The 26,887-nt window shown below is 42.3% G+C and carries 29 protein-coding genes and 1 pseudogene; 6 read left to right on the plus strand and 24 right to left on the minus strand.

Annotation, left to right across the window (positions count from 1 at the left end; genetic code table 11):
• Positions 1-5 precede the first annotated feature (5 nt).
• Both AHMF7616_RS00340 and AHMF7616_RS00345 read left to right on the plus strand, forming a co-directional pair.
• Positions 6-1,217 carry a molybdopterin molybdotransferase MoeA gene (locus AHMF7616_RS00340; protein ID WP_115371076.1) on the plus strand — a complete coding sequence of 404 codons (1,212 nt, stop codon included), beginning with the start codon at positions 6-8 and terminating at the stop codon, positions 1,215-1,217.
• A 317-nt stretch (positions 1,218-1,534) separates the two neighbouring features.
• Complete coding sequence (locus AHMF7616_RS00345; protein WP_115371077.1) at positions 1,535-2,473, plus strand: Nif3-like dinuclear metal center hexameric protein; 939 nt, start codon at positions 1,535-1,537, stop codon at positions 2,471-2,473.
• 314 nt (positions 2,474-2,787) lie between these two features.
• On the opposite strand, the gene AHMF7616_RS00350 is transcribed toward AHMF7616_RS00345, so the two are convergent.
• The gene (locus AHMF7616_RS00350; protein ID WP_115371078.1) at positions 2,788-3,111 is read right to left on the minus strand and encodes a DUF7009 family protein; all 324 of its coding nucleotides are present in this window, start codon (positions 3,109-3,111) and stop codon (positions 2,788-2,790) included.
• Between the two features lie 258 nt (positions 3,112-3,369).
• On the opposite strand from AHMF7616_RS00350, the gene moaC reads away from it, so the two are divergent.
• The 3 genes from moaC (at position 3,370) to AHMF7616_RS00365 (ending at position 5,598) form a co-directional block, all read left to right on the plus strand.
• Positions 3,370-3,855, plus strand: a complete 486-nt coding sequence (gene moaC / locus AHMF7616_RS00355; RefSeq protein ID WP_115371079.1) for a cyclic pyranopterin monophosphate synthase MoaC — start codon at positions 3,370-3,372, stop codon at positions 3,853-3,855.
• Positions 3,836-5,014 (plus strand): NTP transferase domain-containing protein, encoded by a 1,179-nt coding sequence (locus tag AHMF7616_RS26930; RefSeq protein ID WP_233507220.1) that lies wholly within the window; start codon positions 3,836-3,838, stop codon positions 5,012-5,014. The genes moaC and AHMF7616_RS26930 overlap by 20 nt, the downstream gene beginning before the upstream one ends.
• Positions 5,015-5,157: 143 nt before the next feature.
• Positions 5,158-5,598 carry a hypothetical protein gene (locus tag AHMF7616_RS00365; protein WP_115371080.1) on the plus strand — a complete coding sequence of 147 codons (441 nt, stop codon included), beginning with the start codon at positions 5,158-5,160 and terminating at the stop codon, positions 5,596-5,598.
• Between the two features lie 40 nt (positions 5,599-5,638).
• Here the strand turns inward: AHMF7616_RS00365 and AHMF7616_RS00370 are convergent, their stop codons facing one another.
• Positions 5,639-6,049, minus strand: a complete 411-nt coding sequence (locus AHMF7616_RS00370; protein ID WP_115371081.1) for a molybdenum cofactor biosynthesis protein MoaE — start codon at positions 6,047-6,049, stop codon at positions 5,639-5,641.
• Positions 6,050-6,186: 137 nt separating this feature from the next.
• The gene (locus tag AHMF7616_RS00375; RefSeq protein ID WP_115371082.1) at positions 6,187-6,429 is read right to left on the minus strand and encodes a MoaD/ThiS family protein; all 243 of its coding nucleotides are present in this window, start codon (positions 6,427-6,429) and stop codon (positions 6,187-6,189) included.
• Positions 6,430-6,536: 107 nt separating this feature from the next.
• Between AHMF7616_RS00375 and moaA the strand changes: the two genes are divergently transcribed.
• A complete protein-coding gene (moaA, locus tag AHMF7616_RS00380; RefSeq protein WP_115371083.1) occupies positions 6,537-7,544 on the plus strand; it encodes a GTP 3',8-cyclase MoaA in 1,008 nt (335 codons plus the stop codon).
• Positions 7,545-7,657: 113 nt separating this feature from the next.
• Here the strand turns inward: moaA and AHMF7616_RS00385 are convergent, their stop codons facing one another.
• The 21 genes and pseudogenes from AHMF7616_RS00385 to AHMF7616_RS00485 form a co-directional block, all read right to left on the minus strand.
• A complete protein-coding gene (locus AHMF7616_RS00385; RefSeq protein WP_115371084.1) occupies positions 7,658-9,040 on the minus strand; it encodes an NADH-quinone oxidoreductase subunit N in 1,383 nt (460 codons plus the stop codon).
• Between the two features lie 79 nt (positions 9,041-9,119).
• Positions 9,120-10,574: a complex I subunit 4 family protein gene (locus tag AHMF7616_RS00390; protein WP_115371085.1), complete on the minus strand. Its 1,455-nt coding sequence runs from the start codon at positions 10,572-10,574 to the stop codon at positions 9,120-9,122.
• Positions 10,575-10,588: 14 nt separating this feature from the next.
• A complete protein-coding gene (gene nuoL / locus AHMF7616_RS00395; RefSeq protein WP_115371086.1) occupies positions 10,589-12,538 on the minus strand; it encodes an NADH-quinone oxidoreductase subunit L in 1,950 nt (649 codons plus the stop codon).
• An 82-nt stretch (positions 12,539-12,620) separates the two neighbouring features.
• Positions 12,621-12,950 (minus strand): NADH-quinone oxidoreductase subunit NuoK, encoded by a 330-nt coding sequence (nuoK, locus tag AHMF7616_RS00400; protein ID WP_115371087.1) that lies wholly within the window; start codon positions 12,948-12,950, stop codon positions 12,621-12,623.
• A 151-nt stretch (positions 12,951-13,101) separates the two neighbouring features.
• Positions 13,102-13,620 carry an NADH-quinone oxidoreductase subunit J family protein gene (locus AHMF7616_RS00405; RefSeq protein ID WP_115371088.1) on the minus strand — a complete coding sequence of 173 codons (519 nt, stop codon included), beginning with the start codon at positions 13,618-13,620 and terminating at the stop codon, positions 13,102-13,104.
• A gap of 76 nt (positions 13,621-13,696) precedes the next feature.
• The gene (locus tag AHMF7616_RS00410) at positions 13,697-14,227 is read right to left on the minus strand and encodes a NuoI/complex I 23 kDa subunit family protein (RefSeq protein WP_115371089.1); all 531 of its coding nucleotides are present in this window, start codon (positions 14,225-14,227) and stop codon (positions 13,697-13,699) included.
• A 35-nt stretch (positions 14,228-14,262) separates the two neighbouring features.
• Positions 14,263-14,565 carry a hypothetical protein gene (locus AHMF7616_RS00415; RefSeq protein WP_115371090.1) on the minus strand — a complete coding sequence of 101 codons (303 nt, stop codon included), beginning with the start codon at positions 14,563-14,565 and terminating at the stop codon, positions 14,263-14,265.
• A gap of 56 nt (positions 14,566-14,621) precedes the next feature.
• Positions 14,622-15,707 (minus strand): NADH-quinone oxidoreductase subunit NuoH, encoded by a 1,086-nt coding sequence (gene nuoH, locus AHMF7616_RS00420; protein ID WP_115371091.1) that lies wholly within the window; start codon positions 15,705-15,707, stop codon positions 14,622-14,624.
• A gap of 6 nt (positions 15,708-15,713) precedes the next feature.
• A complete protein-coding gene (locus AHMF7616_RS00425; RefSeq protein WP_115371092.1) occupies positions 15,714-16,706 on the minus strand; it encodes an NADH-quinone oxidoreductase subunit G in 993 nt (330 codons plus the stop codon).
• A gap of 118 nt (positions 16,707-16,824) precedes the next feature.
• Entirely contained in the window at positions 16,825-18,171 is a 1,347-nt protein-coding gene (gene nuoF, locus AHMF7616_RS00430) for an NADH-quinone oxidoreductase subunit NuoF (RefSeq protein WP_115371093.1), read from the minus strand.
• A 127-nt stretch (positions 18,172-18,298) separates the two neighbouring features.
• Positions 18,299-18,807: pseudogene (locus AHMF7616_RS00435) on the minus strand (NADH-quinone oxidoreductase subunit NuoE family protein).
• Positions 18,808-18,910: 103 nt separating this feature from the next.
• Positions 18,911-19,135 (minus strand): HepT-like ribonuclease domain-containing protein, encoded by a 225-nt coding sequence (locus AHMF7616_RS00440; RefSeq protein ID WP_115371094.1) that lies wholly within the window; start codon positions 19,133-19,135, stop codon positions 18,911-18,913.
• Between the two features lie 8 nt (positions 19,136-19,143).
• Positions 19,144-19,275 (minus strand): ribonuclease HepT family protein, encoded by a 132-nt coding sequence (locus AHMF7616_RS27405; protein ID WP_262511710.1) that lies wholly within the window; start codon positions 19,273-19,275, stop codon positions 19,144-19,146.
• The gene (locus tag AHMF7616_RS00445) at positions 19,265-19,558 is read right to left on the minus strand and encodes a nucleotidyltransferase family protein (RefSeq protein WP_115371095.1); all 294 of its coding nucleotides are present in this window, start codon (positions 19,556-19,558) and stop codon (positions 19,265-19,267) included. The genes AHMF7616_RS27405 and AHMF7616_RS00445 overlap by 11 nt, the downstream gene beginning before the upstream one ends.
• Positions 19,559-19,635: 77 nt before the next feature.
• On the minus strand, positions 19,636-20,892 hold the full coding sequence (locus AHMF7616_RS00450) for an NADH-quinone oxidoreductase subunit D (protein ID WP_115371096.1): 1,257 nt from the start codon (positions 20,890-20,892) through the stop codon (positions 19,636-19,638).
• Between the two features lie 164 nt (positions 20,893-21,056).
• Positions 21,057-21,569 (minus strand): NADH-quinone oxidoreductase subunit C, encoded by a 513-nt coding sequence (locus tag AHMF7616_RS00455; protein WP_115371097.1) that lies wholly within the window; start codon positions 21,567-21,569, stop codon positions 21,057-21,059.
• A gap of 3 nt (positions 21,570-21,572) precedes the next feature.
• Positions 21,573-22,115 carry an NADH-quinone oxidoreductase subunit B gene (locus AHMF7616_RS00460; RefSeq protein ID WP_185274283.1) on the minus strand — a complete coding sequence of 181 codons (543 nt, stop codon included), beginning with the start codon at positions 22,113-22,115 and terminating at the stop codon, positions 21,573-21,575.
• Between the two features lie 97 nt (positions 22,116-22,212).
• Complete coding sequence (locus AHMF7616_RS00465; RefSeq protein ID WP_115371099.1) at positions 22,213-22,593, minus strand: NADH-quinone oxidoreductase subunit A; 381 nt, start codon at positions 22,591-22,593, stop codon at positions 22,213-22,215.
• Between the two features lie 625 nt (positions 22,594-23,218).
• Positions 23,219-24,157 (minus strand): alpha/beta hydrolase, encoded by a 939-nt coding sequence (locus tag AHMF7616_RS00475; protein WP_115371101.1) that lies wholly within the window; start codon positions 24,155-24,157, stop codon positions 23,219-23,221.
• 157 nt (positions 24,158-24,314) lie between these two features.
• Positions 24,315-25,973, minus strand: coding sequence for an L-glutamate gamma-semialdehyde dehydrogenase (gene pruA / locus AHMF7616_RS00480; protein WP_233507221.1), 1,659 nt, complete (start codon positions 25,971-25,973; stop codon positions 24,315-24,317).
• A gap of 202 nt (positions 25,974-26,175) precedes the next feature.
• Positions 26,176-26,886, minus strand: a complete 711-nt coding sequence (locus AHMF7616_RS00485) for a YjjG family noncanonical pyrimidine nucleotidase (RefSeq protein WP_115371102.1) — start codon at positions 26,884-26,886, stop codon at positions 26,176-26,178.
• Position 26,887: the final 1 nt, after the last annotated feature.

The raw sequence follows: 26,887 nt of genomic DNA on the forward strand, positions 1-26,887 counted from the left end.
GGTTTATGATAACAGTCGACGAAGCTTTTGCCCGAATAATTGCCCAAAAAATAGAGCTGCCCGTTACCGAGCTGAGCCTGGAAGAAGCTGTTGGAAAAGTACTGGGTGAACCTATCTACGCGGACCGGGATTTTCCACCGTACCACCGCGTAACCATGGATGGCATTGCCATTCGGTATGAGGCTTACCAGGCCGGCGAAGATACGTTTCGGGTGGAAGGCCTGCAACTAGCGGGCGCGCCTGCCCAAACCTTAACCAGCAAAGATGAGTGCCTGGAAGTAATGACCGGCGCCATTTTACCCAAAAACACGGATACGGTAATCCGCTACGAAGATGTAAGTATAACCGAACGCCGGGGAAAACGTTACGCGCATATTTTAGCCGCGCCCAAAATGCGGCTCCAGAATGTACACCAGCAAGGTTCCGACCGGCGCGCCACCGATTTACTGATTCCGGAAGGCACTATTTTATCTCCCGCCGAAATAGCCGTGGCCGCTTCGGTTGGTAAATCGAGTTTAAAAGTTGCCGAAGCGCCTCGGGTAGCCATTATCTCTACCGGCGATGAGTTGGTGGAAGTTACCCAAACGCCTTTACCGCACCAAATTCGTAAATCGAACAGCTATATGTTGCAGGCTGCCCTGCGCGAACAAGGCGTAACCGCCGATGTGTTTCATTTAGCCGATGATAAAGCTTTATTATTAAATGAACTGTCGGAAAAATTAAAAAAATATGCGGTGCTGGTGTTGAGCGGCGGCGTCAGTAAAGGCAAAGCCGATTATATACCGGAGATATTGCAGGAGTTAGGCGTAGAACAACTGTTTCACGAGGTAGCGCAACGGCCCGGGAAGCCGTTTTGGTTCGGGAAACACGCAGCAGGGCCGGTGGTTTTTGCCTTGCCGGGTAATCCGGTTTCTACGTTTGTTTGTTATTATAAATACATCCAGCCCTGGTTGCGGACTGTTCTGGGAGCCGCGCCCGCCTGGAACTTGCAAGCGCATTTAACTACCGAAGTCACTTTTAATCCCAAGCTGACTTATTTTTTACCAGTAAAAATTTTTATTACCGCCAACGGCATCTGGCGGGCGCAACCCATTACGATTGGCGGTTCCGGCGATTTTGCCGGTTTGCTGGCAGCCGATGGATTTCTGGAACTTCCCCCCGACCAAATGAAATTTTCGGCGGGTGAATCCTTTCCGTTGATTTGTTTTAGAGGGTAAGTAATAGACACAAGTATCAAGACGCTAGTATCAAGACTAAATACACCTATTTACGTGTAAATTAAATAGGTTAGTGATCTACTTTGAAAATACGCGTGTATCTTTCATTTCGTCCTTTTACTTAGATCTCAAATTTTTAAATGATTTTCTTTCCCGCTGGTAAAAATTAAAGCTGGTTCTTAAATGAAGATAACTGATCTGCTATGCTGTTGAACTTATCGGAAATTTTAAAAATGGGCGCAAGGGATGCCTTTAAATCCAGAATTTATTAGTTAAAATGCAGTATTGTTTTACGCTTCTAATCTATTCCGAAAAAGATGACCTTACCCAAAAATAATTCTAACTTTTTAACCAGTATCACCGATAGAAGGGCCTTTCTATCTTCCTTAACCAAAGCCGTGGGAGCTTCGGTATTACTAACCAGCCCGTTCGTTTCTCAGGCCGAAATTTTAAATTCTCCGCCGCAATCGTATACGGTAAAGCAAATTATTGATTTATTCTTAAAGGAAATACCGGAAGCGCCTTTCGAGAAAACCGTAGATACGCTAAAATCGGGCAGTATGGATATTAAAGTTACCGGCATTGTCACGACGATGTTCGCTACCGTGGAAGTAATCCGGAAGGCCATCGACTTAAAAGCTAACTTCATTATTGCGCACGAGCCCACTTTTTATAGCCACCAGGATGATACTGATTGGCTGCAAAAAGACGAGGTATACCAGTACAAAGCTGATTTGCTAAAGCAGCACAACATCGCCGTTTGGCGTAACCACGATTACCTGCATACCCATAAACCCGACGGCGTCATGGCCGGACTTGTAGCGGCTTTAAGCTGGCAAAAATACGTTCAACCCGAATCTTCGGCCCGTTTTGTATTACCGGCTACTTTTTTTAAAGATGTAGTGGCTCACGTAAAATCTAAGTTAAATATCCAGATGGTACGCTACCTGGGAGAGCCTACGCAATCCTGCCGGAAAGTATTGCTTTTGCCCGGAGCCTCTGGCGCCAAAAGACATATCGCGGAAATAGAAAAGGAGAAGCCCGATGTCGTGTTGGTGGGCGAAGCGCAGGAATGGGAAACCGTAGAATACGTGCGCGATGCCCGGGCCAAAGGCGATAAAATTTCGCTGGTATTACTGGGGCACGCCGTGAGCGAAGAGCCCGGCGCCGAATGGATGGCTACATGGCTTAAATCGAAGGTGCCTGGTCTTAAAGTAATGCACGTGGTATCCAAGAATCCGCTGTCTTTTATGTAGGTTTTTTAAATTTTAGCTGAGTTGATGGCTATTATACCTGCTTGAATTTAATGCCGGCAGTCTAAATCTTTTTCTACTACATTTCTGGCGCAAGTCTTAGCGGAGCGAGACTTGTGCCGAACAGACACCGGTCAGTCTCTAGACTGACGTATGGTTTTATTATTTTGCCAGTCGGGATACTGGCTTTTGTTTCTTAAGCACAAGTGACGCTTCGCTGAACACTTGCGCCAGCTTGAGTTGAATATGTTAAAATAATTAGAATATCGTCAATATTTTACAAATCGAATAACGAACAACTCATAACGACCAACTACTTAGTGCCGGCATTCTAAATCTTTTTCCACGACAATTCTCAGCTGTTTCTCATTGCCTAAATCAATCAGGTCATCAAACCCGATTAAATCGGTGTCGGTCCATTTCTGGGCCATTAATTCCGGAATAGAAATCGTAATAACATTGTCGGAAAAACGTACGCTAACTTCTTTGCCGGAAGTTTGTTGTAAAATATAGCGCAAGGCATTGGTTTCATCGGGGCTGAACAAGATGGTTTCTGCTACCTGACCCGTGTCTGCAAATTGAATTACCTCTGCTTCGGAAAGGCGCAAACGCAAACTGTTTCCCTGAATTCTTAGTTTCATAGTGTATTAGGCAATGGTCCATAGTTCACAGACCATAGATTTATGATTAAATTTGTTTTAGTTTAGAGCCTACCATCCGGTAGATAATAGGGCAAATTTATTATTCAACTTTTAGATTAGTAAGTAAGATATTTACGACTTGCTTTAGCAAACGTACAATGTATTAGGGAAAACATACAACCAAGATAATCTTTTAACTTTACAACTTTCCAATTTTTCAACCAACTTGCAACCTGTAACCTGCAATTTTCAACCAAAATGGAACCAGAGAAAACTTTTTCGCACCTGGATGCGGCCGGTAATCCGGCCATGGTAGATGTGAGCGCGAAAAGCGAAACCAAAAGAACCGCTGTGGCCCAAAGCATTGTCGTGTTGGGCGACGAAATTATGCAGCATCTTACTAACGGCGAAATTCAAACGAAGAAAGGTCCGGTATTTCAAACGGCGATTATTGCCGGTACCATGGGTGCCAAAAAAACTTCGGACTTGATTCCCTTGTGTCACCCCTTGGGTTTGGAAAGTTGTAAATTCCAGATTCAGGTAAACGAAGCCAACGAAGTAGTAATTCAATGTATAGCCAGCTTAACCGGTAAAACCGGGGTAGAAATGGAAGCGTTGACCGGGGCCAGTGTAGCGGCCTTAACGATTTACGATATGTGCAAAGCTTTTTCGCACGACATTGTTATTAAAGAAACCCGATTAATCAGTAAAACCGGAGGTAAAAGTGACTACACTGGCAAATAAACCCGCGCATCAAAAACATGTAGCCTTAAGCCGACCCGCTTTGGGGCATTTCGGCAGAACCGAATTGGCTATTTTGGGTACACCCTGCGGCAATATTAAAAAATTAGCTTTCGCGCTCACCGAAAAACTAGCCAAAAATTTAAAAATTGCCTACGTCGATGCTGACCACAAAAGTGCGGATGCCGCCGCGAGCAACGGTCCGGATATAAATACCGCTTTAGCCTACGGCAGCTTTCTGGAGTATACCGATAAAATTACCTTTCAACGGCTGGATTACCGGACTAACTGGAACGAATACCAGCAAAAAGCTTTTTTTCAAGCTACGGATTTAATTCTGGTTAACGGCAATCATTTTCCGGCTCAGGCGCAGATTATAGTAATTGATCCGGCAAAACCCCTGGATAAAAAACTGGATAAACTCACCAACGTGCAATTGATATTGCTGCAAACCGGGGTAACGGAAGTTCCTGAATTTATTCAAACGCATTTAGCAAGTGCGGCTTCCGTTCCGGTTTACGCCATTTCTGAAACAGAAAAAATTACAGATTTTGTTGTTAGTTTTTACCAGCAGCACGTTCCTCCTTTAAATGGATTGGTATTAGCGGGTGGTAAAAGTACCCGGATGCAAAGCGATAAAGGCTTATTGCAGTATTATGATCAAGACCAGCGCACGCACGTACACCAACTGCTAAGTGCTGTTTGCGTAGAAGCTTTTGTATCGTGTAATGCAACGCAGGCTGCAGATTTAGAAGGAAAACTGCCGTACCTGGAAGACCGATTTTTAAATTTTGGGCCAAAAGGCGGCATTTTAACGGCGTTGCAGCACAATCCGAACGCGGCTTGGCTGGCGGTAGCTTGCGATTTACCTTTCCTGAGTAAAGAAACCCTCGCTTATTTAATACAGCACCGCGACCCAACTAAAATGGCCACCGCCTTTTACGATTCGGATGATACATTTCCGGAGCCGTTATTGACGATTTGGGAGCCAAGAGCCTTTGCGGTTTTGTTACAGTTTTTGAGTTTAGGCTACTCCTGTCCGCGCAAAGCGCTCATTAATTCCGATGTAAAACTGCTAACCATTCCGGACGCCGGCGAACTGCGCAATGTAAACGACCCACAAGCGTATAAAGAAGCTATCACGGAGTTACAACAAAATTAGAAGTAATAATATGGAAAAGAGAAAGATTGAATTCTATACGATAACCGAAGAAAATACAAATTATGCTTACTGGATGTCGAAATCGCCGCAAGAACGTATTGCTGCTTTAGAACATCTTCGTAATCAGTATTTAACCGATAAAAATGGAATTAGACAACGACTTCAAAGAGTTCTTACAATTACTAAACCAATACAAAGTTGAATTCTTGATAGTGGGAGGCTATGCGGTGGCTTTTCATGGTTACCCTAGATACACGGGGGACTTTGATATTTGGATAAATGCATCCGGGGAGAATGCTGATAATCTTATTAGAGCTGTTGATGCTTTTGGTTTTGAGACAGAAGGCTTGCAAAATTTAAATTTTGAAACCGAAACAATAGCTTTTCATTTAGGTACACCTCCTATCAGAATTGACATAATGAATCAAATCTCCGGTGTAAAATTTAATGAATGTTTTTCCAGAAGAATAGTAACTGAAGTGAACGGTGTTACAAGTAATTATATCGGACTGCCGGATTTACTAAAAAATAAAAAAGCGAGTGGCAGATTAAAGGATTTAAATGATATTGAGAATCTACAATAAAGCTGCAACTTGTAACCTGTAACCTGCAACCTGTAACCATTTACGGGTGAGCGGCTACCCAAACTTCGCCATCTTCAAAAATTTCTTTTTTCCAGATGGGTACAATTTCTTTTAAGGTATCAATAATAAATTCGCAGGCTTCGAAAGATGCTTTACGGTGCGGGGTAGAAACCGCAATGACTACCGCTGCTTCGCCAATCGGCAACACGCCGGTCCGGTGCACAATTGCTACTTTTTGCACGGGCCAACGAGCCGAGGCCTGATCGGCTAGTTCCTGCATTTTTTTTAAAGCCATCGATTCATAGGCCTCAAACTCTAAGCGAACTACGGCTTTTGTCTGCGTCTTATTTCTTACAGTGCCAATAAATACATTAATCGCGCCGGCTCCATTTGCTTGTACTGCGGCAATTACTTCGTCTGTATTTATTGGTTGGTCCGTTAAGGCAATCATAATGGTATCAGGTATTAGGTATCAAGTATCAGGACTCTGAATGAAAGATTATATTTTCAAGTTATAAGTAGGTTAAATAGATGAAAGTAAAGTAGAAAAGTTAAATCTTACTACCTGATACTTACTACTTGATACTATTATCCGCCACTTACCGGTGGAATCAAGGCAATTTCATCGTTGGCGTTTAACTCAAATTCTGGCTTAGCATATTCATCGTTTACGGCCACTAAAACCGAGTGCAGTTTTGTAAGCCCCGGATAGGTAGTTTTTAAATTATAAAGTAAATCCTGGACCTTAGAAGTTTTGGGAACATCCAACGATATCCAGGTTTGGCCAATAATATCTTTGGTAATACCGTATAAGCGAATTTTTAACTGCATAAGTTTAGATAATAAATCCTCATTAAAGTTAACTAATTTATAATAGAATTGGTTTTCTATTTACATTCTCAAAATTTTAACTTACTTTCGATAGTAAGCATCTGATTATGACAAAACAACGCACCCCGATTATCGATAACCACGGCCGGCCGCTGACTTACGTCCGCCTGGCGGTTACCGACCGGTGTAATCTGCGCTGTTTTTATTGCATGCCCGCTGAGGGCATTGATTACCTGCCTAAAAAGCAACTGCTTACTTACGAAGAAATGGAGCGCATGCTGCAGGTTCTGGCCAGTTTAGGAATTAGCAAAGTAAGAATTACCGGGGGCGAACCTTTTCTGCGGAAAGATCTAATTTATTTTCTGCAACAGGTAAAAGCCATTCCGGGCATCGAAGAAATCCATATTACCACCAATGGCGTTTTAACGGAGCCGTATATCGAAGATCTGGTTAAATTAGGTATTAAATCCGTGAACCTGAGTCTGGATACCTTAGACCGGGAGCGTTTTTTTAAAATTACCCGCCGCGACGAATTTGAAAAAGTAATGCAAACGTATTATGCTTTGCTGGATAGTCAGATTCCCGTCAAAATTAACGCGGTGGTAATGGAAAATCAGAACATTGCGGATATTGTACCATTGGCGGCGCTCACCAAAGACTATCCGGTTTCGGTAAGGTTTATCGAAGAAATGCCTTTTAACGGGGAGGGCCAACATTACCCGGTATTAACCTGGAATTACCGCAAGATCATTCAAGAGTTACAAACTGCTTTTCCGGATTTATATAAAGTTTCGGACGATCTGCATTCTACAGCTAACCATTACGCTATTCCGGGTTACAAAGGCAATATTGGGGTAATTGCGGCATTCTCCCGTACGTTTTGTGGCACTTGTAACCGCATTCGGGTAACTGCCCAAGGTGGGTTAAAAACCTGTTTATACGGCAATGATGTGCTGAATGTAAAAGATATTCTGCGAAGCGGTACCTCTAATGCTACTTTGATCGAAGAATTATTAAGAACCTTTAATAGCCGGGCTAAAAATGGTTATGAAGCAGAGGCGCAACGACCTTCTTTATTATCCATTTTTGAATCTATGTCGTCTATAGGTGGCTAATTTTTAAATTTTTGTTACGACACAACAGTTTTAAGTTAAAATACAATATTCAACAAAAAAGCAGCTTTAGAAATAAAGCTGCTTTTTTGTTGTGAGATAAATAACTTACCTAGTTATAAAACATCGCTAAATATTCCCGGGAAAATACCTAAAACCATAGTAAGTATGGCAATAAAAATAAGCGTGAAGGTAGTAAAAGTATCTACTTTCACCCGCTCACCGGATGGCTCGCGCATATACATGGCAATTACTACCCGGAAGTAGTAGTAAATACCAACCATCGACATAATAATGGCCACTATAATTAACCACAATATATTTTGCTCTAAAGCGGCGCTAAAGATAAATAACTTTCCAAAAAAGCCGCCGGTTAAAGGAATCCCCGCCAACGAACACATCGAAATAGTCATAACGGCTGCTAACAATGGATTGGTTCTGCCTAAACCATTAAAGGCGTTATAAGAAACATCTTCGCGTTGGTCCGATACAATTTTTAAAATACCGAATGCCGCAATAGTAGTTATGGAATAGGCCAATGAATAGAAGAAAATGGCATTCTCGGAACGGTCGTTAAAAGATAGCAAAGCAATCATTAAATAACCAGCGTGCGAAATACTCGAATAAGCCATCATACGCTTAAAGCTATTCTGGGTAGCGGCCCCAATGTTCCCGATAACTAAAGTAATTACCGTCATGGCTACTAAAGTCGGAAACCAGATATTATAAGCTCCAGCAAAAGAAACTGACATTAATTTGTAAAAACCGGCAAACCCGGCTGTTTTTACTACAGTGCTCATAAAAGCCGTGAACAGGGTAGGCGTTCCTTCGTATACATCCGGCGTCCAGAAATGAAAAGGAGCGGCAGATACTTTAAAAGAAATTCCAATGAGCGTGAACAATAAACCCATGGCCAATAAAGGCGAAGTTAAAGCATCTGTTGAGCCTGTGGTAGCTACCGAACTTATTTCGGTTATGGTAAATGTGCCCGTCGCGCCATAAATTAAAACAATCCCGAACAGTAAAATACCGGTAGCAAAAGAACCCATTAAAAAGTATTTCAATCCGGCTTCGTTCGATTTTAAATTTTTCTTATCGCTGCCGGCCAAAACGTACATACTGATAGATAGTATCTCGATACCAACAAAAAGCATGATCAAGTTTTCGTAGGACACCATCATAATAGCCCCTACTAACGCAAACAACAGAATAGAAAAGAATTCGGCTAAGCTTTCATTTTGCTCGTCGGCGTACCTCTTGCCAAAAGGAACTACCAAAATAGTTGTTAAAACCACCACGGCGGTAAAGGCTACCGCAAAGTTGTCGATGGTTAACATTTGCTCAAAATACGTTTGCGTATTGTTCCAGTCGTAGAAATTAGCCAGCAACACAATAAGCAAAAACAAGAACACCAATGGTAAAATCAGCTTGTTTGATTTTCGGAACCCAACAAACAGGTTCAAAATTCCAAAGGTTGTTAGCAGTATAATGGAATTCATTTCTTATAAGATTTTAGATATTCGATGTTCGATAGTTCGGGTTAAAATATAATCGAATAATCGAACATCAAGATTCGCATTATCTATTTATGATGCCTAGTAAATGACCCACGGTCGGTTCCGTTAAACTCATGAACGTATTGGGGTGCAAGCCAATCCAGAATACCATTACTACTAATGGAATCAGAACTGCTTTCTCCAAACCGGTTAAGTCGCGGAAAGTGGCGGTAATACTGTTTTGTTCCCCGAACATTACCTTCTGGAACATCCGCAGCATATAAACAGCACCCAGAATAATGGTTAAGCCAGCAATAGCGCCCATCCAGCTGTTAAATTGATATACCCCTGAAAGCAATAAGAATTCGCCTACAAACCCATTAGTTAAGGGTAGCGCTACGGTACCTAAAACTAAAATTAAAAAGAAGATAGATAAAGCGGGAGTAGTTTGGGTAATGCCCCCCAAATTGGCTATGTCGCGGGTTTGGGTACGACGGAAAATAATATCAATAATAAAGAAAAGACCAACTACATTCACACCGTGGCTTAACATCTGAATGATACCACCCTGCATGCCGTGTTCTGTTAGCGTAAAAATACCCGCGGCAATTAAACCCACGTGCGAAATAGAGGAAAAAGCAATGAGTCGTTTTAAGTCGCTTTGGCGAATAGCAATAATAGCCCCGTATACAATCCCAATGATAGCTAAAACGATTACCAAAGTATCCCACTGGCTAACGCCCTTGGGTACCACTGGTAAAAGCCAGCGAATAACCCCGTAAATACCCATTTTTAACATAATACCCGATAAGAGCATGGTAGCTTGGGTAGGCGATTCGGTGTAGGTATCGGGTTGCCAGGTATGAAAAGGAAAAACCGGCATTTTAATAGCAAAAGCAATAAACAAAAACCAGAAAATCCAGCTTTGGTCCGTTGCGCTTAAGTTTAATTGGTAAAAAGCGTTGATATCGGAAGTATGGGTACCGGGGGTTTGAAAGTATAAGTACACGAAACCCACGAGCATAAACAAAGAGCCAATGATGGTGTACAGGAAAAATTTAAAAGTAACCGCAATCCGACGGTCTCCCCCCCAAATACCCGCGATAAAATAAATCGGAATTAAAGCTACTTCCCAGAAAAAATAAAACAGAAAAGCATCAAACGAGGTGAATACGCCAATTAACCCGGTTTGCATAAACAGGATTAAAGCATAAAATACATTTGGGTTTTTATAAGAATGCGGAAAAGAAGAAAGAATAATTAACGGTACCAGAAAGGTGGTTAAAAAAACTAGTAATAAACTAATCCCATCCATACCGATGGAAAAATTAATACCAAAATTCTGAATCCAGGTATGGTCGAAAGTAAATTGGCGGTAAGCATTAGGCTCATACTGCACCATGGCCAGTATTGCCAAAAAGAATTCAACAAGGGCGGCTCCAAAAGCTGCTCGTTTCGCACTCTGATCTTTTAACATTAAAATCAGGATGCCAGCTAAGCTAGGCCAAAGGAGTAAATACAAGGTAAGGTTAGACATATTTCAGGAGTAACTTATCTGATAACAAAGTTCAGGAGTAGAATCAAGGCAATGCTAATAACCATAGCGAATATGTAGAAGCCAATAGCACCGGTTTGTAAAAAACGCAAATTGCGGCCCCCAGCTAAAGTAACTTTACCAAAGCCATTCACAATAGGGTCGATGAAGCCTTTTTCCACGAAACGGTATAAACCCGTAGACAGCCACATCACCGGGCGAACAATTATGGCATTGTAAATTTCGTCAATGTAATACTTGTTGTAAATTAAATTATGTAAACCAAAAGTACCTTCTTTTTCGTCGGCCGGAACGGTTCTCTTGCTTACGTAGGTAATATAAGCTGCAATTATAGCAACTACTGCTACTGCCACCGATATAGCCATCAGCATGTATTCGGTAGCATGATCTAAATGCGCTTTTTCAAAAGCGCTTGGTACCGCCGCACGGGAGAATCCTAAAACCGGTTCTAAGAACTTAGATAAGATGTGATTTTCGCTGAAAACAGCCGGTAAACCCATAAATCCGCCAATAGTAGATAAAATGGCCAGAATAATTAATGGGAAGGTCATGCTGGCTGGCGATTCGTGTAAGTGATGTCGTTGCTCATCGGTGCCGCGGAAGGTGCCAAAAAAGGTCAGGAACAATAACCGGAACATGTAAAAAGCCGTCATGAAGGAAGTGAGTAAACCAAAAGCCCACATGATTTTGCTATGCTCGTAAACCTGCGCTAATAATTCGTCTTTCGAGAAAAAACCAGCAAACGGCGGAATACCCGAAATAGCTAAGGTGCCAATCAGAAAGGTGATGAAAGTAATAGGCAACTTCTTGCGTAAACCACCCATGCTCCGGATGTCTTGTTCCCCACTCATAGCATGAATTACGCTACCAGCTCCCAGGAACAATAAAGCTTTAAAGAAAGCATGAGTTAACACGTGAAACATAGAAGAAGTGTAAGCCATTACGCCCAGAGCCAGGAACATATAACCCAACTGACTCACCGTAGAGTACGCCAAAACTTTTTTAATATCATTCTGAGCTAAACCAATGGTAGCGGCAAAAACAGCCGTGGCTAAACCAATAATGGCGATGAATTCTAAAGTACCCGGAGCCAAAGTGTATAATACGTTGGAGCGGATAACCATGTAAATACCGGCCGTTACCATGGTAGCGGCATGGATCAGAGCCGAAACTGGAGTAGGGCCAGCCATCGCATCGGGTAACCAGGTGTAAAGGGGTAACTGCGCGCTTTTACCCATGGCACCAACAAATAATAATAAAGTAATAGTAACAATTACCGGCTGATTTACTTCATGGATTTGGGATGCCTGTTGAAAAACATCGCCGTACGAAACACTACCAAAAGTGATAAAAATTAAAAAAATACCTAATAAAAAGCCTAAGTCGCCGATACGGTTGATGATAAAAGCTTTTTTAGCGGCATTGTTGTACGGAGTAACTTTGTTCCAGAAGCCAATGAGCAAGTAAGAACACAAACCAACCCCTTCCCAGCCCACAAACATCATCACGTAGTTAGAGCCTAATACCAGCAGGAGCATCGAGAAGATAAAAAGATTCAGAAAGGCAAAGAACTTTCCAAAATTTTCGTCGTGGCTCATGTAGCCCGCAGAATACACATGTATAACGAAACCTACGCCAGTTACTAATAACAACATAACCAGGGATAACTGGTCAATGAGAAAAGAAAAGGGAATCCGCAGGTTGCCGACGTTTATCCAGTCAAATAAATCAACGGCGTACGATTGACCATTAAAATCGAAAAACAAGTAAAGGGAAATTAAAAAAGAAGCCAGCACACTGCCGCACCCAATTAAAGTTTGTAAACTTTTGGGCAAAGAACGGTTGCCAAGTCCGTTAATAATAAATCCGATAAAAGGAAGAAGGGGAATAAGTAAGCAGAACAAGGCCATGCTGGAATTGGTGGCAGGTAGTAAGTTTGTTTGCATCCTCTGGTTTTTTGTTCGTTGTTCGTTAGTGTCGAACAGAAATATTTAAAAAATGAAGTTTTTGGTAATAATGTTTATACAACTACCACTTCAGGTTACTCAGAATATTAATATCCGTTGACCGTAAGTTGCGGTAGATCATTACAATGATAGCTAAGCCAACACAAACTTCAGCAGCGGCCACCGCCATAATAAAAAACACGAAAACCTGACCGTTGGCATCGGAGCGATAAGCCGAAAAAGCTGTTAACAATAGATTAACTGCATTTAGCATCAGTTCAATGCACATGAAAATAACAATAGCATTACGCCGGGTGAGAACCCCGATAATACCAATAACAAATAAAGTGCTGCTGAAGAACAGGTAATAATGTAAGGGAATGGTTCTGATTACTTCAGGGATTTCGTTCATTGTTTTGTAAGCTTCGTTAGCTTTTAATGTAAAATATTGCTTTCGCAATTAGCGGCGCAAGTTACCGCCATTTTACTATTTACCCAACTATTTATTAGTTTATGCAAATACAAATGGCGACAGGGTATGTCGCCATTTATAATTAAGTACTTTAAAAGTGCCGCTGCTGCGATTCTTTTTTCCCTAACATCACTGCCCCAACCATAGCCGATAAAAACAGAACCGAAACTAACTCAAAGGGTAATAAATATTTCGTGAATAATAACTGACCCAGATTTTCTACTAAACCAATTTGGGAATTAAAATTTTCGGTATCTACGGTGCCAAGTTCCGCGTCTTTTAACACGGCAATCATAATCACTAGTAACAATCCTCCTGAAATTACCCCAGCTACCTTCATCAGCGTTGATTTATGTTGCGTTTGCTCGGTATCCTCGTTTAAGTTTAAAAACATAATCACGAACAGAAACAAAACCATAATAGCGCCTGCGTAAACTATTATATTTACCGCGGCTACAAACTGAGCATTTAACAAAATATAATGGCCCGATAAGCTGAAGAAGGTTAAGATCAAGCAAAGTACGCTATACACCGGGTTTTTCGAGAAAACCACACCCAGCGCAGCAAATAAGGTTATAAAAGTCAGGAAGTAAAACAGGTTACCAGTCATTTTTGATAGTTAATAGTTGATAGTTGCTAGTCCATAATTTTAAATTTTCTACGGGCTATCAACTATCGACTGTGGACTAATATCTATATTTAATGTTTTCTTTTGAATTAGCGCGATCCAGAGGTTCAACCAGCCGGTCTTTGCCGTAGATAAACTCATCACGCTCAAAACGAGGTGGCGCCGTTTTATCATTTTGCAAAAATACTGCTTCCTTCGGACAAGCTTCTTCGCACAAACCACAGAATATACACCGTAGCATATTTATTTCGTAAGTTACAGCGTACTTCTCTTCCCGGTACAAATGCTCTTCGCCTTTTTTGCGCTCACCTGCCACCATCGTAATGGCTTCGGCCGGGCAAGCTACGGCGCATAATCCGCAAGCCGTACACCGTTCCCGACCTTGTTCGTCGCGGCGTAATACGTGTAAGCCCCGGAATTCCCGACCAAATTCTCGCGTTTGTTCCGGGTATTGAATAGTGGGCTTCTTTTTAAAAAAGTGCCGCATGGTTATAGACAAACCTTGGAAAATAGCCGGAAGATACATCTTCTCGGTCATCGTCATGGGTTTCTGTTCTAATACTTTCTTTCTATTTGATAAAGATTCCATTTTAATTTTTATATCTATTTCTCGTACAGCTTTTATTAAGAAGCTTTATGGAGAACAATATTTTCAATAATTTTTAATCTGCGATCTAAATCCAATACTCGTTCAATTTCTTGGGCCAGATGCATATTAGATAATCTTAGTTCCGAGTTTGATAATTGAAGTTTAATTATTCCTTCTGTATTTTTATCTACTGCTTTTTCCAGGTTTTCAAACCGGTTATTTGTTTCTGTTCGTAGACCTTTTATTTCAGTTTTTATGTCTTTTACCTCACTTTTCAAGTCTTTGATCTCAATTAGAACATCAGACATACTCTCGATTAATCTTTCATTACCGTCCATTCTGTTGAGTTAAAAGATTAAACATTTACAAAGTCTCGAATAAAATTAGTTAGCAATTAACCTCTGAAATATTCGTAAGTTAAAATAATAGCTCCGGTCAAAACGATATTGATAATGGATAAAGGAATCAATCCTTTCCAACCTAAATTTAAAAGCTGATCGTAGCGGAAACGAGGTAAGGTCCAGCGCACCCACATGAAGAAGAATATAAAACCGAATATTTTTAAAAATAATACCCCCGTTCCAATGATGGTTACCGCATTATGCGCTACCACCGGATCGCTGGAAATTAATCGGCCAACCTGGTCTTGAAAAGGAAAATTAAAACCGCCAAAGTACAGCGTACTCATTACCGCCGATGCCACAATGATATTCACGTACTCCGCAAACAAGTACAAGCCTAACTTCATGGAACCATACTCCGTGTGGTAACCACCTACTAATTCCGCTTCCGACTCTGGTAAATCAAACGGTGTACGGTTGGTTTCGGCAAACGAGCAGGTTAAGAAAATAATAAAACCTAAAGGCTGGTAAAAAATATTCCAATTAAAGCCCGATATGCCGAACAACGGTTCGGATTGTTGTAATGCAATTTCGCGCAACGATAAAGTTCCCGTCATCATGAGCATTGCAATAATGGAAAGTCCCATGGCAATTTCGTAGCTAATGTTCTGCGAAGCTGCCCGGATAGCGCCTAATAAAGAGAATTTATTATTAGAGGCCCAGCCACCAATCATAATGCCGTATACTCCCAGCGACACTACTCCAAAAATATAGAGCATCCCAATGTTTACTTCAATCCCTTGAATCCGAGTGGTGCCAAAAGTATCGGATAAAATAGTATTTCCGAAAGGAACCACAGCGCTGCTCATTAAAGCCGTTAACATAGCTAAAGAGGGGCCAGCTATAAACAGCCATTTATTGGCAGTAGCCGGAATAAATTCTTCTTTAAAAAATAACTTTACCGCGTCGGCTAAAGGCTGGCCTAATCCCCATGGACCTACCCGGTTTGGTCCGGGACGGTCTTGCAGGTAACCGGCAATTCTTCGCTCCGCCCAGGTACAATAGGTTGCAATTAAAAGGGTAATACCAAAAATAGCTAATATGATAAGGGCCTGTATGGCCAATGCTGGGATCTCCATGCTGGGTTAATATGGTCTCGGAATAAGATTTAATTCTTTAGTTGTACTTTCGGGTAAATCGGCAATAATTTGCGGATTTATTACCGGCAACTCGTAATGGTTAGCCGAAATAACAGAAGCACGGGCAATATGACGCGGGCCTTCGATAGTCCAATCCGCTACTTCTTTTTTCTCGAAACGACATTCGTTACAGATAAAATCTACTACTTCGCCATACTCATTTTTGCGAGCCGTTACCCGAAGCACATCATTTCCCCGGGTCCAGAGTACAACTTTACCCGTACATTTTGGGCAGTCGCGGTGTGCATCAACGGGTTTGGTAAACCACACCCGATTTTTAAACCGGAATGTTTTATCGGTTAAGGCTCCAACCGGGCACACATCTATTACATTACCAGAAAAATCATTATCAATTACGTTCTCTATGTAAGTGCCTATTTCCGAGGCGTCTCCACGGCCTAAAACCCCGTGTACCCGCTTGTCGGTAATCTGGTCGGCAGTATACACGCAGCGGTAGCACAGAATACACCGGTTCATGTGCAATTGAATCAGCGGACCAATGTCCTGCCGCTCAAAAGTACGCCGCTCTTCTTCGAAACGAGTAGCCGAGGTGCCGTGGTCGTAAGAAAAGTTCTGTAAATCGCACTCGCCTGCCTGGTCACAAACCGGGCAGTCTAACGGGTGGTTTATCAATAACATCTCTACCACCCCTTTGCGCGCTTCCAATACTTGCGGCGATAAGGTGTTTTCTACCACCATGCCATCTTGCACCGGCGTTACACACGATGCTACCAGTTTCGGCATGGGACGGGGATCTTTTGCGGAGCCAGCGGTTACTTTTACCAGACAGGCACGACATTTACCGCCGCTGCCTTTTAAAGGCGTATAGTAACACATGGCGGGTGGCACTACATCACCACCTATTTTACGGGCAGCATTCAGGATAGTAGTTCCGTCTTCTACTTCTACCTCTATGCCGTCGAAAGTTATTTTTGCCATTTAAATTATATTGTTGACTACTTTTCGCCTTTTAAAACTACTCAGCTTCAGTTTTTTAAATTTTTTAAATTTTAGAGGCTAGATTAGACGTTTATAAAGTCCAGCATCCAGCTTCTAATTACGCGAAAGCCAGATCTTCTGCTCCGCGGTAAACCGCACCCGGTGCTGTTGCTTTATCCGGATGGTTTACATGCCATTCAAATTCTTCCCGGAAGTGACGAACCGCACTCGCTACCGGCCAAGCGGCAGCATCACCCAGTGGGCAAATAGTATTTCCTTCAATTTGCTTCGATACATTTACCAGCAGATCAATATCGTGCATGTGGCCATGGCCGTGCTCAATCCGATGCAGAATTTTTTCCATCCAACCGGTTCCTTCGCGGCATGGGCTACACTGGCCACACGATTCGTGATGGTAGAAGCGGGCAAAATTCCAGGTATTTCGTACAATACAGGTAGTATCGTCCATGGCAATAAAGCCACCAGAGCCTAACATAGTACCACTTACAAAACCACCTTCCGATAACGACTCATAAGTCATTACCCGCGGGGTACCTTCCGCTGTTTTTAAAAATAATTGCGCTGGCAAGATAGGCACCGACGAACCACCCGCCACAACGGCTTTAAATTCCCGGCCTTTCCAGATACCACCGCAGTATTCATCCGAGAATAAAAATTCCTCCACGGGTAAGCCTAATTCAATTTCGTAAACACCCGGGCGGTTTAAATGCCCACCCGCCGAAATTAACTTAGTACCGGTACTCCGACCTACGCCAATTTTAGCGTATTCTTCGCCGGTATTGTTTACGATCCACGGCACCGCCGCTATCGATTCTACATTGTTTACCACCGTAGGGCAGGCGTACAAACCTTGCACTGCCGGAAATGGCGGCTTGTTCCGAGGATTGCCCCGCTTCCCTTCTAAAGATTCCAGAAGGGCTGTTTCTTCCCCACAGATATATGCACCGCCACCAGGGTGCACATGTAAATCTAATGAATAACCGGAACCCAGAATGTTCTCTCCCAGAAAACCTGCTGCATAAGCTTCGGCAATTGCTTTTTCTAAAATCCGCAGCACAAACATTAATTCGCCGCGAATGTAGATATAAGAAGTGCGGGCACCCAAAGCATAGCTCGAGGTAATCATCCCTTCAATTAAGGAATGCGGAATTTTTTCCATTAGTACCCGGTCTTTAAAAGTACCCGGTTCTGATTCGTCGGCGTTGCAAACTAAATAGCGGGGTTTGCCTTCTGGTTTAGCCAAAAAGCTCCATTTCATACCGGTTGGAAACCCAGCCCCGCCGCGACCACGTAAACCAGATTTTTTTACTTCATCCACCACTTCGTCGGGCGTCATGGTTTTCAAAGCTTTCTCTACTGACCGGTAACCACCCATTTTACGGTAGGTTTCCAGAGTGTTAATGCCCGGAACGTTTATATGTTCAGTTAATATTTTAACTCCCATTATTTATTTATTTTAGACACTAGTATCAGGACACTAGTATCAAGACTTTGAAATTTTGTATTTCTCAGGTGAAGCTTCAAGTAAAATTTAAATATTTTATACTTGTTACTTGCTACCTGATACTTGTTTATTGTTTACTTAACTCGTCGAGTAACTGATCTGTTTTTTCCGGGTCGAGGTTCTCGTAGTACTTTTCCCGAATCTGCAGCATCGGACCAAAGCCACAAGCCGCCAAGCATTCTACTGTTTTCAACGTAAATAGGCCATCCGCACTATTTTCGCCCACGCGGCAACCTAAGCGATTCTCCAGATGCTCAATTAATTGGTCGGCGCCCCGTAACATGCAAGGTCCGGTACGGCACACTTCCAGAACGTGCTTACCAACCGGTTTTAAATTAAACATGGTATAAAAAGTGGCTACTTCGTACACCTCAATTGGCTGAATGTCTAAAATTTCGGCCACTTTATCTTGAACCGCGGGGCTTACCCAACCACCAAACTCCGCTTGCGCAATGTGCAGTATGGGAAGAATAGCTGATTTTTTCCGATCCGGGGGTAGTGTGAAATATATCTTCTGATTTCGGCCATTGCCTCCTCAGAAAATTGTACTCTGTTTTGAGTTGTTGTTGATTCCATCAACGGTTTATTCTTGTTTATTTTATCAACATTTAAGTATTCCTTAACTGCTGTTTATTTTTATTTACTTTAAATCTCTGGCAAAGAGAATCAGCATTATATTTTAAAATTGTTGACTTGCTGCTTCCAAATCTTTTAAAGCTTGTACTATTATTGGTTTTGAGTCTGGTAAATTATCATGTATAAGTTTCCAAACTACCGCTTTGTTGACTTTAAAATATTCATGCACTATTATATTTCTAAATCCTTTTATCCCTAACCAATCAACCGTATTATATTTATCTTTAATATCGGCTGATATATGATTTGTGGCTTCACCAATAATCATCAGGTTTCTTACACAGGCTTCTGCATCATCCGGTTTGATTCAAAATCTGAAAAAGGAATTCCTTCTACAAAATCATCCAGTTCAGCAATTGCATCTAATATATGGTGCAACCTGTGTCGATCACCAATTTTATCGCGCATATATTAGCTTTTTGTCTTTTTCGATATACGGTCGGATATTATCATAAACATCATATGATGGAATTACGTCTACTTTTCGATGTAATATTTCTTCTAATTCCAGGTGCATGCCAAAAAAACGCCAACCAATATTTTGCGAATAATCTAAGTCAACCAGTAAATCAATATCGCTCTCGGCATCTGCTTCCCCGCGGGCAAATGAACCGAACAAGTAAGCTTTTAACACGGGCTGATCTTTAAAATATTCCCGGATTAATTGTATTTCCTGTTCTGTTAGGTTCATTGTTTGGCCACTCCCTAAATCCCTACCCGGTGGAGAGGGACTTTTGATTACAGTTAGCAGATAACTTTTAACTTTACTTAAGCGTCTAATTCTCCCGCAATTACGTTCATGCTACTCAAAATTAAAATAGCATCGGATAACTGGGTGCCCACCACCATTTCGGGATAGGCTTGGTAATAAATAAAACAAGGGCGCCGGAAATGTAAGCGGTAAGGCGTACGGCCCCCATCACTGATTAAATAAAAACCTAACTCGCCGTTACCACCTTCTACGGAGTGGTATACTTCGCCTACCGGAGCTTCAATTTCACCCATAATAATTTTGAAGTGATAAATTAAAGCTTCCATGTTCTTATAAACGGCTTGCTTCGGCGGCAAAAAGTACTCCGGAGCATCGGCGTGATATGGGCCTTCGGGTAAGTTTTCCAAGGCTTGCTGCACAATCCGGAAGCTTTGCCAGATTTCTTCGTTCCGAACCATAAACCGGTCGTAAGTATCACCCGTGGTGCCTACCGGAATTTCAAAATCAAAGTCTTCATAAGACGAGTAAGGATTCATTACTCGCACATCATAATCTACACCAGCCGCCCGAAGGTTAGGTCCAGTAAAACCATAATTTAAAGCTTTTTCAGCAGTAATGGGGCCAACATCTTTAATTCGGTCTACGAAAATCCGGTTACGGGTAAACAAAGCTTCGAATTCCTTCATTACTTTCGGGAACCCGGCAATCCATTCGCGCAGTTTATGAATAGCAACCGGCGATAAATCGCGTTCCATACCGCCAATGCGACCCATGTTGGTAGTTAAACGGGCACCGCTCAATTCTTCGTAAATCTCGTAAATTTTCTCCCGCTCCTGGAACACGTACAAGAAACCGGTAAAAGCGCCGGAGTCAACCCCCAAGATACTGTTACAAATCAGGTGATCGGCAATCCGGGCCAGTTCCATTACAATTACCCGGATATAATCGGCCCGTTTTGGGGTTTTAACACCTAAAAGCTTTTCTACCGTCATCCACCAGCCCATATTATTAATAGGGGAGGAGCAGTAGTTCATCCGGTCAGTAAGCGGGGTTATTTGATAGAACGGGCGGCGTTCGGCAATTTTCTCGAATGCCCGATGAATGTAGCCAATGGTCGGAACACCCGACACAATCCGCTCCCCATCCATTTGCAAAATATTCTGGAAAATACCGTGCGTAGCCGGGTGCGTTGGGCCCAGATTCAGCGTGGTAAGTTCGCGTTCGTGTTCGTTATATTGAGCAGGCAATGAATCCGGAATTTTTTCAATTCCCACATTCGTGTTTACCTTGTCTTCTATTATAATATCTGCCATGTTAGCGTTGTTCGTTATTCGTTATCTGTTATCCGCTATCTCTGTCTATGCAACCTGAAACAAATAACGCATGGTTAATTTTTAAATTTATTCGTTGCTTTGCTTTAATATCCTTCTTTCAAATATGGTTTAAACAACTAACTACGAATAGGGGTAAACTAAAATTAACGGCCAAAGAAAGTATCCACCTTATCTTCCCGGGTACCATCTTCTAGGGGATAGTGCTTGCGCATGGGGTGATAAGTCATGTCTTCTACATTTAAAATGCGGATGAGATTCGGATGCCCTTCGAACTGAATACCGTAAAAATCAAAAGTTTCCCGTTCCATCCAGTTTGCCGCCGCGTACAAATTAGTGGCCGTAGGCACGATAGGGTTATCAATCGGAAAGAAAATCTTTATCCGCAACCGTACATTGTGCACCAAGCTATGAACATGATAGATAACCCCTAACTCCTGCTCTTTGTTATCGGGATAATGAATGCCGCACATGGTGGTGAGGAAATTCATTTTAAGATCCGCATCGTTATATAAATGCGTTAAAAGCGGAATAATCTGATCGCGGGTAGTGGTTACCGTTAACAGGCCGTAGGGCTCTTCTACATTAAAAATAGATTCGCCAAATTTAGCAGTAATATTATCTAAAACGTGTTGGTTGGTTAACCCTTGCTCGGCCATGGATTATTTAATGTTGTAAGAAGCTAATAGTTCCTGGTATTCCGGTGAGTTCCGGCGGCGTAAAGATTCGTTTTTAGCTAATTCCTGTACTTGCATTAAGCCATCCAGTACTTGCTCCGGACGGGGAGGGCAGCCGGGAATGTACACGTCTACCGGAATAATGCGGTCGATGCCTTGTAACACACTGTAAGTATCAAAAATACCCCCGCTGCACGCACATGCCCCCATGGCTAATACCCACCGGGGTTCGGCCATCTGCTCATAAACTTGCTTTACAATAGGCGCCATTTTCTTAGCAATCGTACCCATTACCATTAATAAATCGGCTTGGCGGGGCGAGAAGCTAGGACGCTCGGAACCAAAACGGGCAATGTCGTAAGTAGAGCCCATCGTTGCCATAAATTCAATACCACAGCAAGACGTAGCAAAAGGTAGGGGCCAAAGCGAATTACTGCGGGCAATTCCTACCACTTTTTCTAAAGAAGTAGCAAAAAAGCCTTGTCCTTCTACACCTTCGGGCGCCTCTACCGTTTTTATATTACTCATGATTGTTTCTATTTAGATTTAAGAATAAGAAATATCCTACTTCTTAACATACCTGTAATCTTAAAAGTTTATCCACACCTAAGTATTTAGGCTGGGGTTACTCCCACTTTAATATTCCTTTTTTAATTACGTAGAAGAATCCTAACATCAGCATGGCCATAAATACGATCATCTGTATAAAGCCCTCCATGCCTAAGCCCCGGAAATTAACGGCCCACGGATAAAGGAAAATAACTTCTACGTCAAAAAGTACAAAAAGAATAGCGGTCATGAAGTATTTATAGGAAACCGGTGTACGGGCATTGCCTACAGATTCAACGCCGCATTCCCAGGCCGCATCTTTTACTTTACTGTGGCGTTTAGGGCCGATTAAGTGCGTAACTACAATAGCAAATACGACAAAGCCTAAAGCGGCGGCAAATTGTATTAATATCGGTAAATAATCGGAAGGCAATTGAGCGGTGGCGGCTGTTTCCATCTCTAAAAAATCGGTTATTAAAATTTGGGAGCAAAAGTACGCATTAATCAGAATTATTCAAAAGAAAGCAGTACCGGATATAAAAGGATCGGCCACAATTTAAAACCCGAAAGAAGATTAAGCGGCCATAATAGCTCTAACGAAGTAAAAACTTCGATTTTTTTAAATTTTAGACTAATTATAAATTACTTGGTGAGTTACAAACTGGTTTAAATTAAAAAGTACCTGTAGCACTTGGGCGTATTTATAATTGGTTTTAGATAAAAGTAATTAGCTTGAGTTCGAGATAAGAATAGAACAAAGTTTAGTCTAAAGTTATCCTTCTTTATTTCGGTCATTTCGAAGGAATCAAATCAGTAGGTAACCGGTTAGATTCCTTCGGAATGACCAAATTAGATAGGAAGAAACAGCCGAAATAAATCTTTAAAGTTTTTCTATAAAATAAATAAGTGCGGTTTTATGCATAAATGCTTATGTCGAACTCACGTTAATTAGATGAATTTTTAGATTTTGATTAAGAAAGAGTGTTGGAGTTTTATCAGCCAGACTGTTTTTATAATAGCGTGCAACAAAAAAGACCTTTGCTAAACTTAACAAAGGTCTTGGTATAAAATGGGGTCGTTGGTTATTTTACAGTAGTATTTTTTATAAAGTTGCTGGCCATCATCCAGTTTAAACACCGGTCGAACCAGTAGTCTGGCGTGGTCGGGTTTTTAAGTCCGAAACCATGGCCTCCTTTGGGGTAAATATGCAGCTCGGCGGGAATGTTTTGCAGTTGTAAAGCCTGGTAAAATAAGATACTGTTATTAGGCGGTACCACCTTGTCATCGGAGGCGTGGACCAGAAAGGTAGGCGGCGTTTGTGCGGTAATCTGCTGATCGTTGCTGTATTCTTTTAACTTTTCCGGAGAAGCATTTTTACCTAATAGTTTTTCAAAAGAACCCGCGTGGGCTACTCCCGGTTGGCTACTAATTACCGGGTAAACTAAAATCATAAAATCGGGGCGCACCGAGATATTATCCGGGTTCGGGATAACGGCTTTTTGAAAATGAGTACCCGCGGTAGACGCCAGATGGCCACCTGCCGAAAAGCCGATAATGCCGATGCGTTGCGGATCTATCTGCCATTCGGTTGCCCGTTTGCGTACTACCCGGATAGCTTGTTGGGCATCTTGCAACGGCGAAATTTCGGGGTTAGTAGAAATATTGGCGTCAGGTAAACGGTACTTTACCACAAAAGCGGCAATGCCGTGTTCATTAAATTTCCGGGCCACGTCTGCGCCTTCGTGGGCGGCGGCCAAAATAGAGTAACCACCACCCGGACAAATAACAACCGCGGCTCCGGTTGCTTTTTCTTTTGGTGGTAAGTAAGCAGTCAGGGTTGGATTGCGAACCTTACTAATGCGCAGAATGCCATCTGTTTCGGATTTTTCTTCGTTCGGACCGGGCTTTTCATTCGGGATTTTGCCTTCGTATAAGGGCATCTCCGAAGGTTTAGTTTGAGCAGACACAGAAAGTAAACTTAGGCTGGTAAGAGCAAGCAGCAGAATAGCTAATTTTTTCATGGTTCGATTATTATAAATCGCAAATTAATCTTTTCTGGAATAGCTGTTCAATTTAATTCTTTATACCTGATTTTTTTAAATTTTTTCTCAAGAGCTAAATCTGTGTGTGGATTAAAAACAAAGCCCGGAATTCGCCGGGCTTTGTTTTAAGTTTAAATTAATCTGCTTGCAAAAAAGGGTAACGATAATCTACGGGCGGCACAAAGGTTTCTTTAATGGTGCGGGTAGAGGTCCAGCGAATCAAGTTAAAAACGGAACCGGCTTTGTCGTTGGTGCCAGAGGAGCGGGCTCCCCCAAAAGGTTGCTGACCCACTACTGCTCCGGTAGGCTTATCGTTTATGTAAAAGTTGCCGGCAGCGTGTAGCAATTTACTGGTTGCTAAATCAATGGCGTACCGGTCGCGGGAAAAAATAGAACCCGTTAAAGCATACGGCGAAGTGGTGTTCACAATCTCCAACATTTCTTCAAATTGCGATTCTTCGTACACGTAAATGGTAATCACCGGCCCAAATATTTCTTCGCACATGGTTACGTAAGCCGGGTCTTTTACCAATAATACCGTTGGTTCGATAAAATAACCTACTGATTTATCGTAATTTCCGCCCGCAATCACTTCTACCTCTGGGTCGTTTTTGGCCGATCCGATGTATTTGGAAATCTTATTAAATGATTTTTCGTCGATTACAGCGTTGATAAAATTGCCAAAATCTTCGGGCGATCCCATTTTAAACGTTTCTAAATCATCCACGATGGCTTGTTTTACTTCCGGCCACAAGTTAGCCGGAATATAAGCCCGCGAGGCCGCCGAGCATTTTTGTCCCTGGTACTCGAAAGCTCCGCGGGTAATGCCGGTGGCTACTTCTTTGGCAATAGCCGATGGATGCGCCACGATAAAATCTTTACCGCCGGTTTCGCCCACAATGCGCGGGTAGCCCCGGTACAGGTGTAAGTTGTTGCCAATGGTTTTCCAGATGCTGTTAAATACCACGGTAGAACCGGTAAAGTGGATGCCCGCAAACTGCCGATGGCTGAAAATTATATCGCCAGCCACGGGGCCATCTACATAAATTAAATTAATAACGCCATCGGGTAAACCGGCAGCCCGGAATAACTGCATTAAAAACTGCGCGGCATATATTTGGGTGTACGCGGGTTTCCAAACCACTACGTTGCCCATCATGGCGGGTGCGGCGGGCAAATTACCCGCAATGGCGGTAAAGTTAAATGGCGTTAAAGCAAACACGAAGCCTTCTAAAGGCCGGTGCTCTAAACGATTCCAGATGCCAGGGCTTGATTCAGGTTGTTGCGCATAAATTTCGGTCATGAACTTGGCATTGAAACGCAAAAAATCGATCATTTCGCAAGCCGAGTCAATTTCTGCTTGATAAGCATTTTTAGATTGCCCCAACATGGTGGCCGCGTTTAAACGGGCTCGCCAAGGACCAGCCAGAAGTTCGGCCGCTTTTAAAAAAATAGCGGCCCGGCTTTGCCACGGCATGTTAGCCCATTGTTCCCGGGCCGCCAAAGCGGCTTCAATGGCTTGCGTTACGTGGTTGGCATCGCCTTCGTGGAAATAACCTAATACATGCTGGTGATCGTGGGGCATAGTAAGCGGTAGTTTATTGCCGCTCCGTACTTCCTCGCTGCCAATGTACATAGGCACATCTAGTTGTTGGCTTTTTAAATCCTGATAGGTTTGTTGTAATTCTTTTCTTTCCGGCGAACCCGGGGCATAACTTTTTACCGGCTCGTTTACCGGATGTGGTACTTTAAAAATCCAGACATAATATTTTAGTTTTTCAGTTGCAGGTTGCAAGTTATTTGGTTGGAAAGTTAGAAGGTTGCAGGTTGCAAGTTACAGGTTATAAGGTTAAAGAGTTACGAAGTTAGATTCTTAGATAGTTGAACTGTTAAGGGAATAAACCATTTAGTGCCTTATATATGTGAGATGCTCTTATAAAGCAGACTTTCAACTTGCTAATTTCCCAACTTGCAACCTGCAACTTGTAACCTGCAACTTATAGCACCCGCATCAATTCGCTGAGACAGCTTATTTCGTAGGTTACTTTTTGATGGTGGCGTTTTTTATCGGGGTTAAAGAATATCTGGTCAATACCCGCATTTTTGGCGCCTAATATATCGGCTTCCAGGCTATCTCCAATCATAAGACAATCTGCGGCTTTTACATTAGCCCGGCTCAAAGCATATTCAAAAATTTTACGGTCGGGTTTGCTGCAATTAATGCATTCCGAGGTAATTACTTCGGTAAAATAACCGTGTAGTTTAGACGCCGTCAGTTTAATTTTTTGCACCTCTTTAAAGCCGTTGGTAATAATGTGCAGCTTGTATTTGGTTTGCAGATAGCTTAATACATCGTAGGTATACGGAAAAACGGCCGTTTTCGTGGGGCAAAGCGTGGTAAAAGCGTCGGGCAAACCCGTTGGTATTTGTTCGGGCGTTAGACCGAGCTTAGTTAAAGTTTGCTCAAAACGACTTACACGTAATTCTTGCTGCGTTATTTTGCCTTCGTGGTACTGGCGCCACATGCGGTGGTTGATATAACTGTATTTTTTGTAAAAATCAGTAGAGGTAAATTTGCCAAATTTGGCCAGCTCATACTGGTTATATAAAGTAATGATAGTTTCTTCGGCGTTTTTTTCAAAATCCCAGAGCGTATGGTCCAGGTCGAAGAAAATGTGCTTATAGGTTTTTAACGGAAAAAATTTCACG

The organism is Adhaeribacter pallidiroseus, from assembly GCF_003340495.1.
GTDB classification, from domain to species: domain Bacteria; phylum Bacteroidota; class Bacteroidia; order Cytophagales; family Hymenobacteraceae; genus Adhaeribacter; species Adhaeribacter pallidiroseus.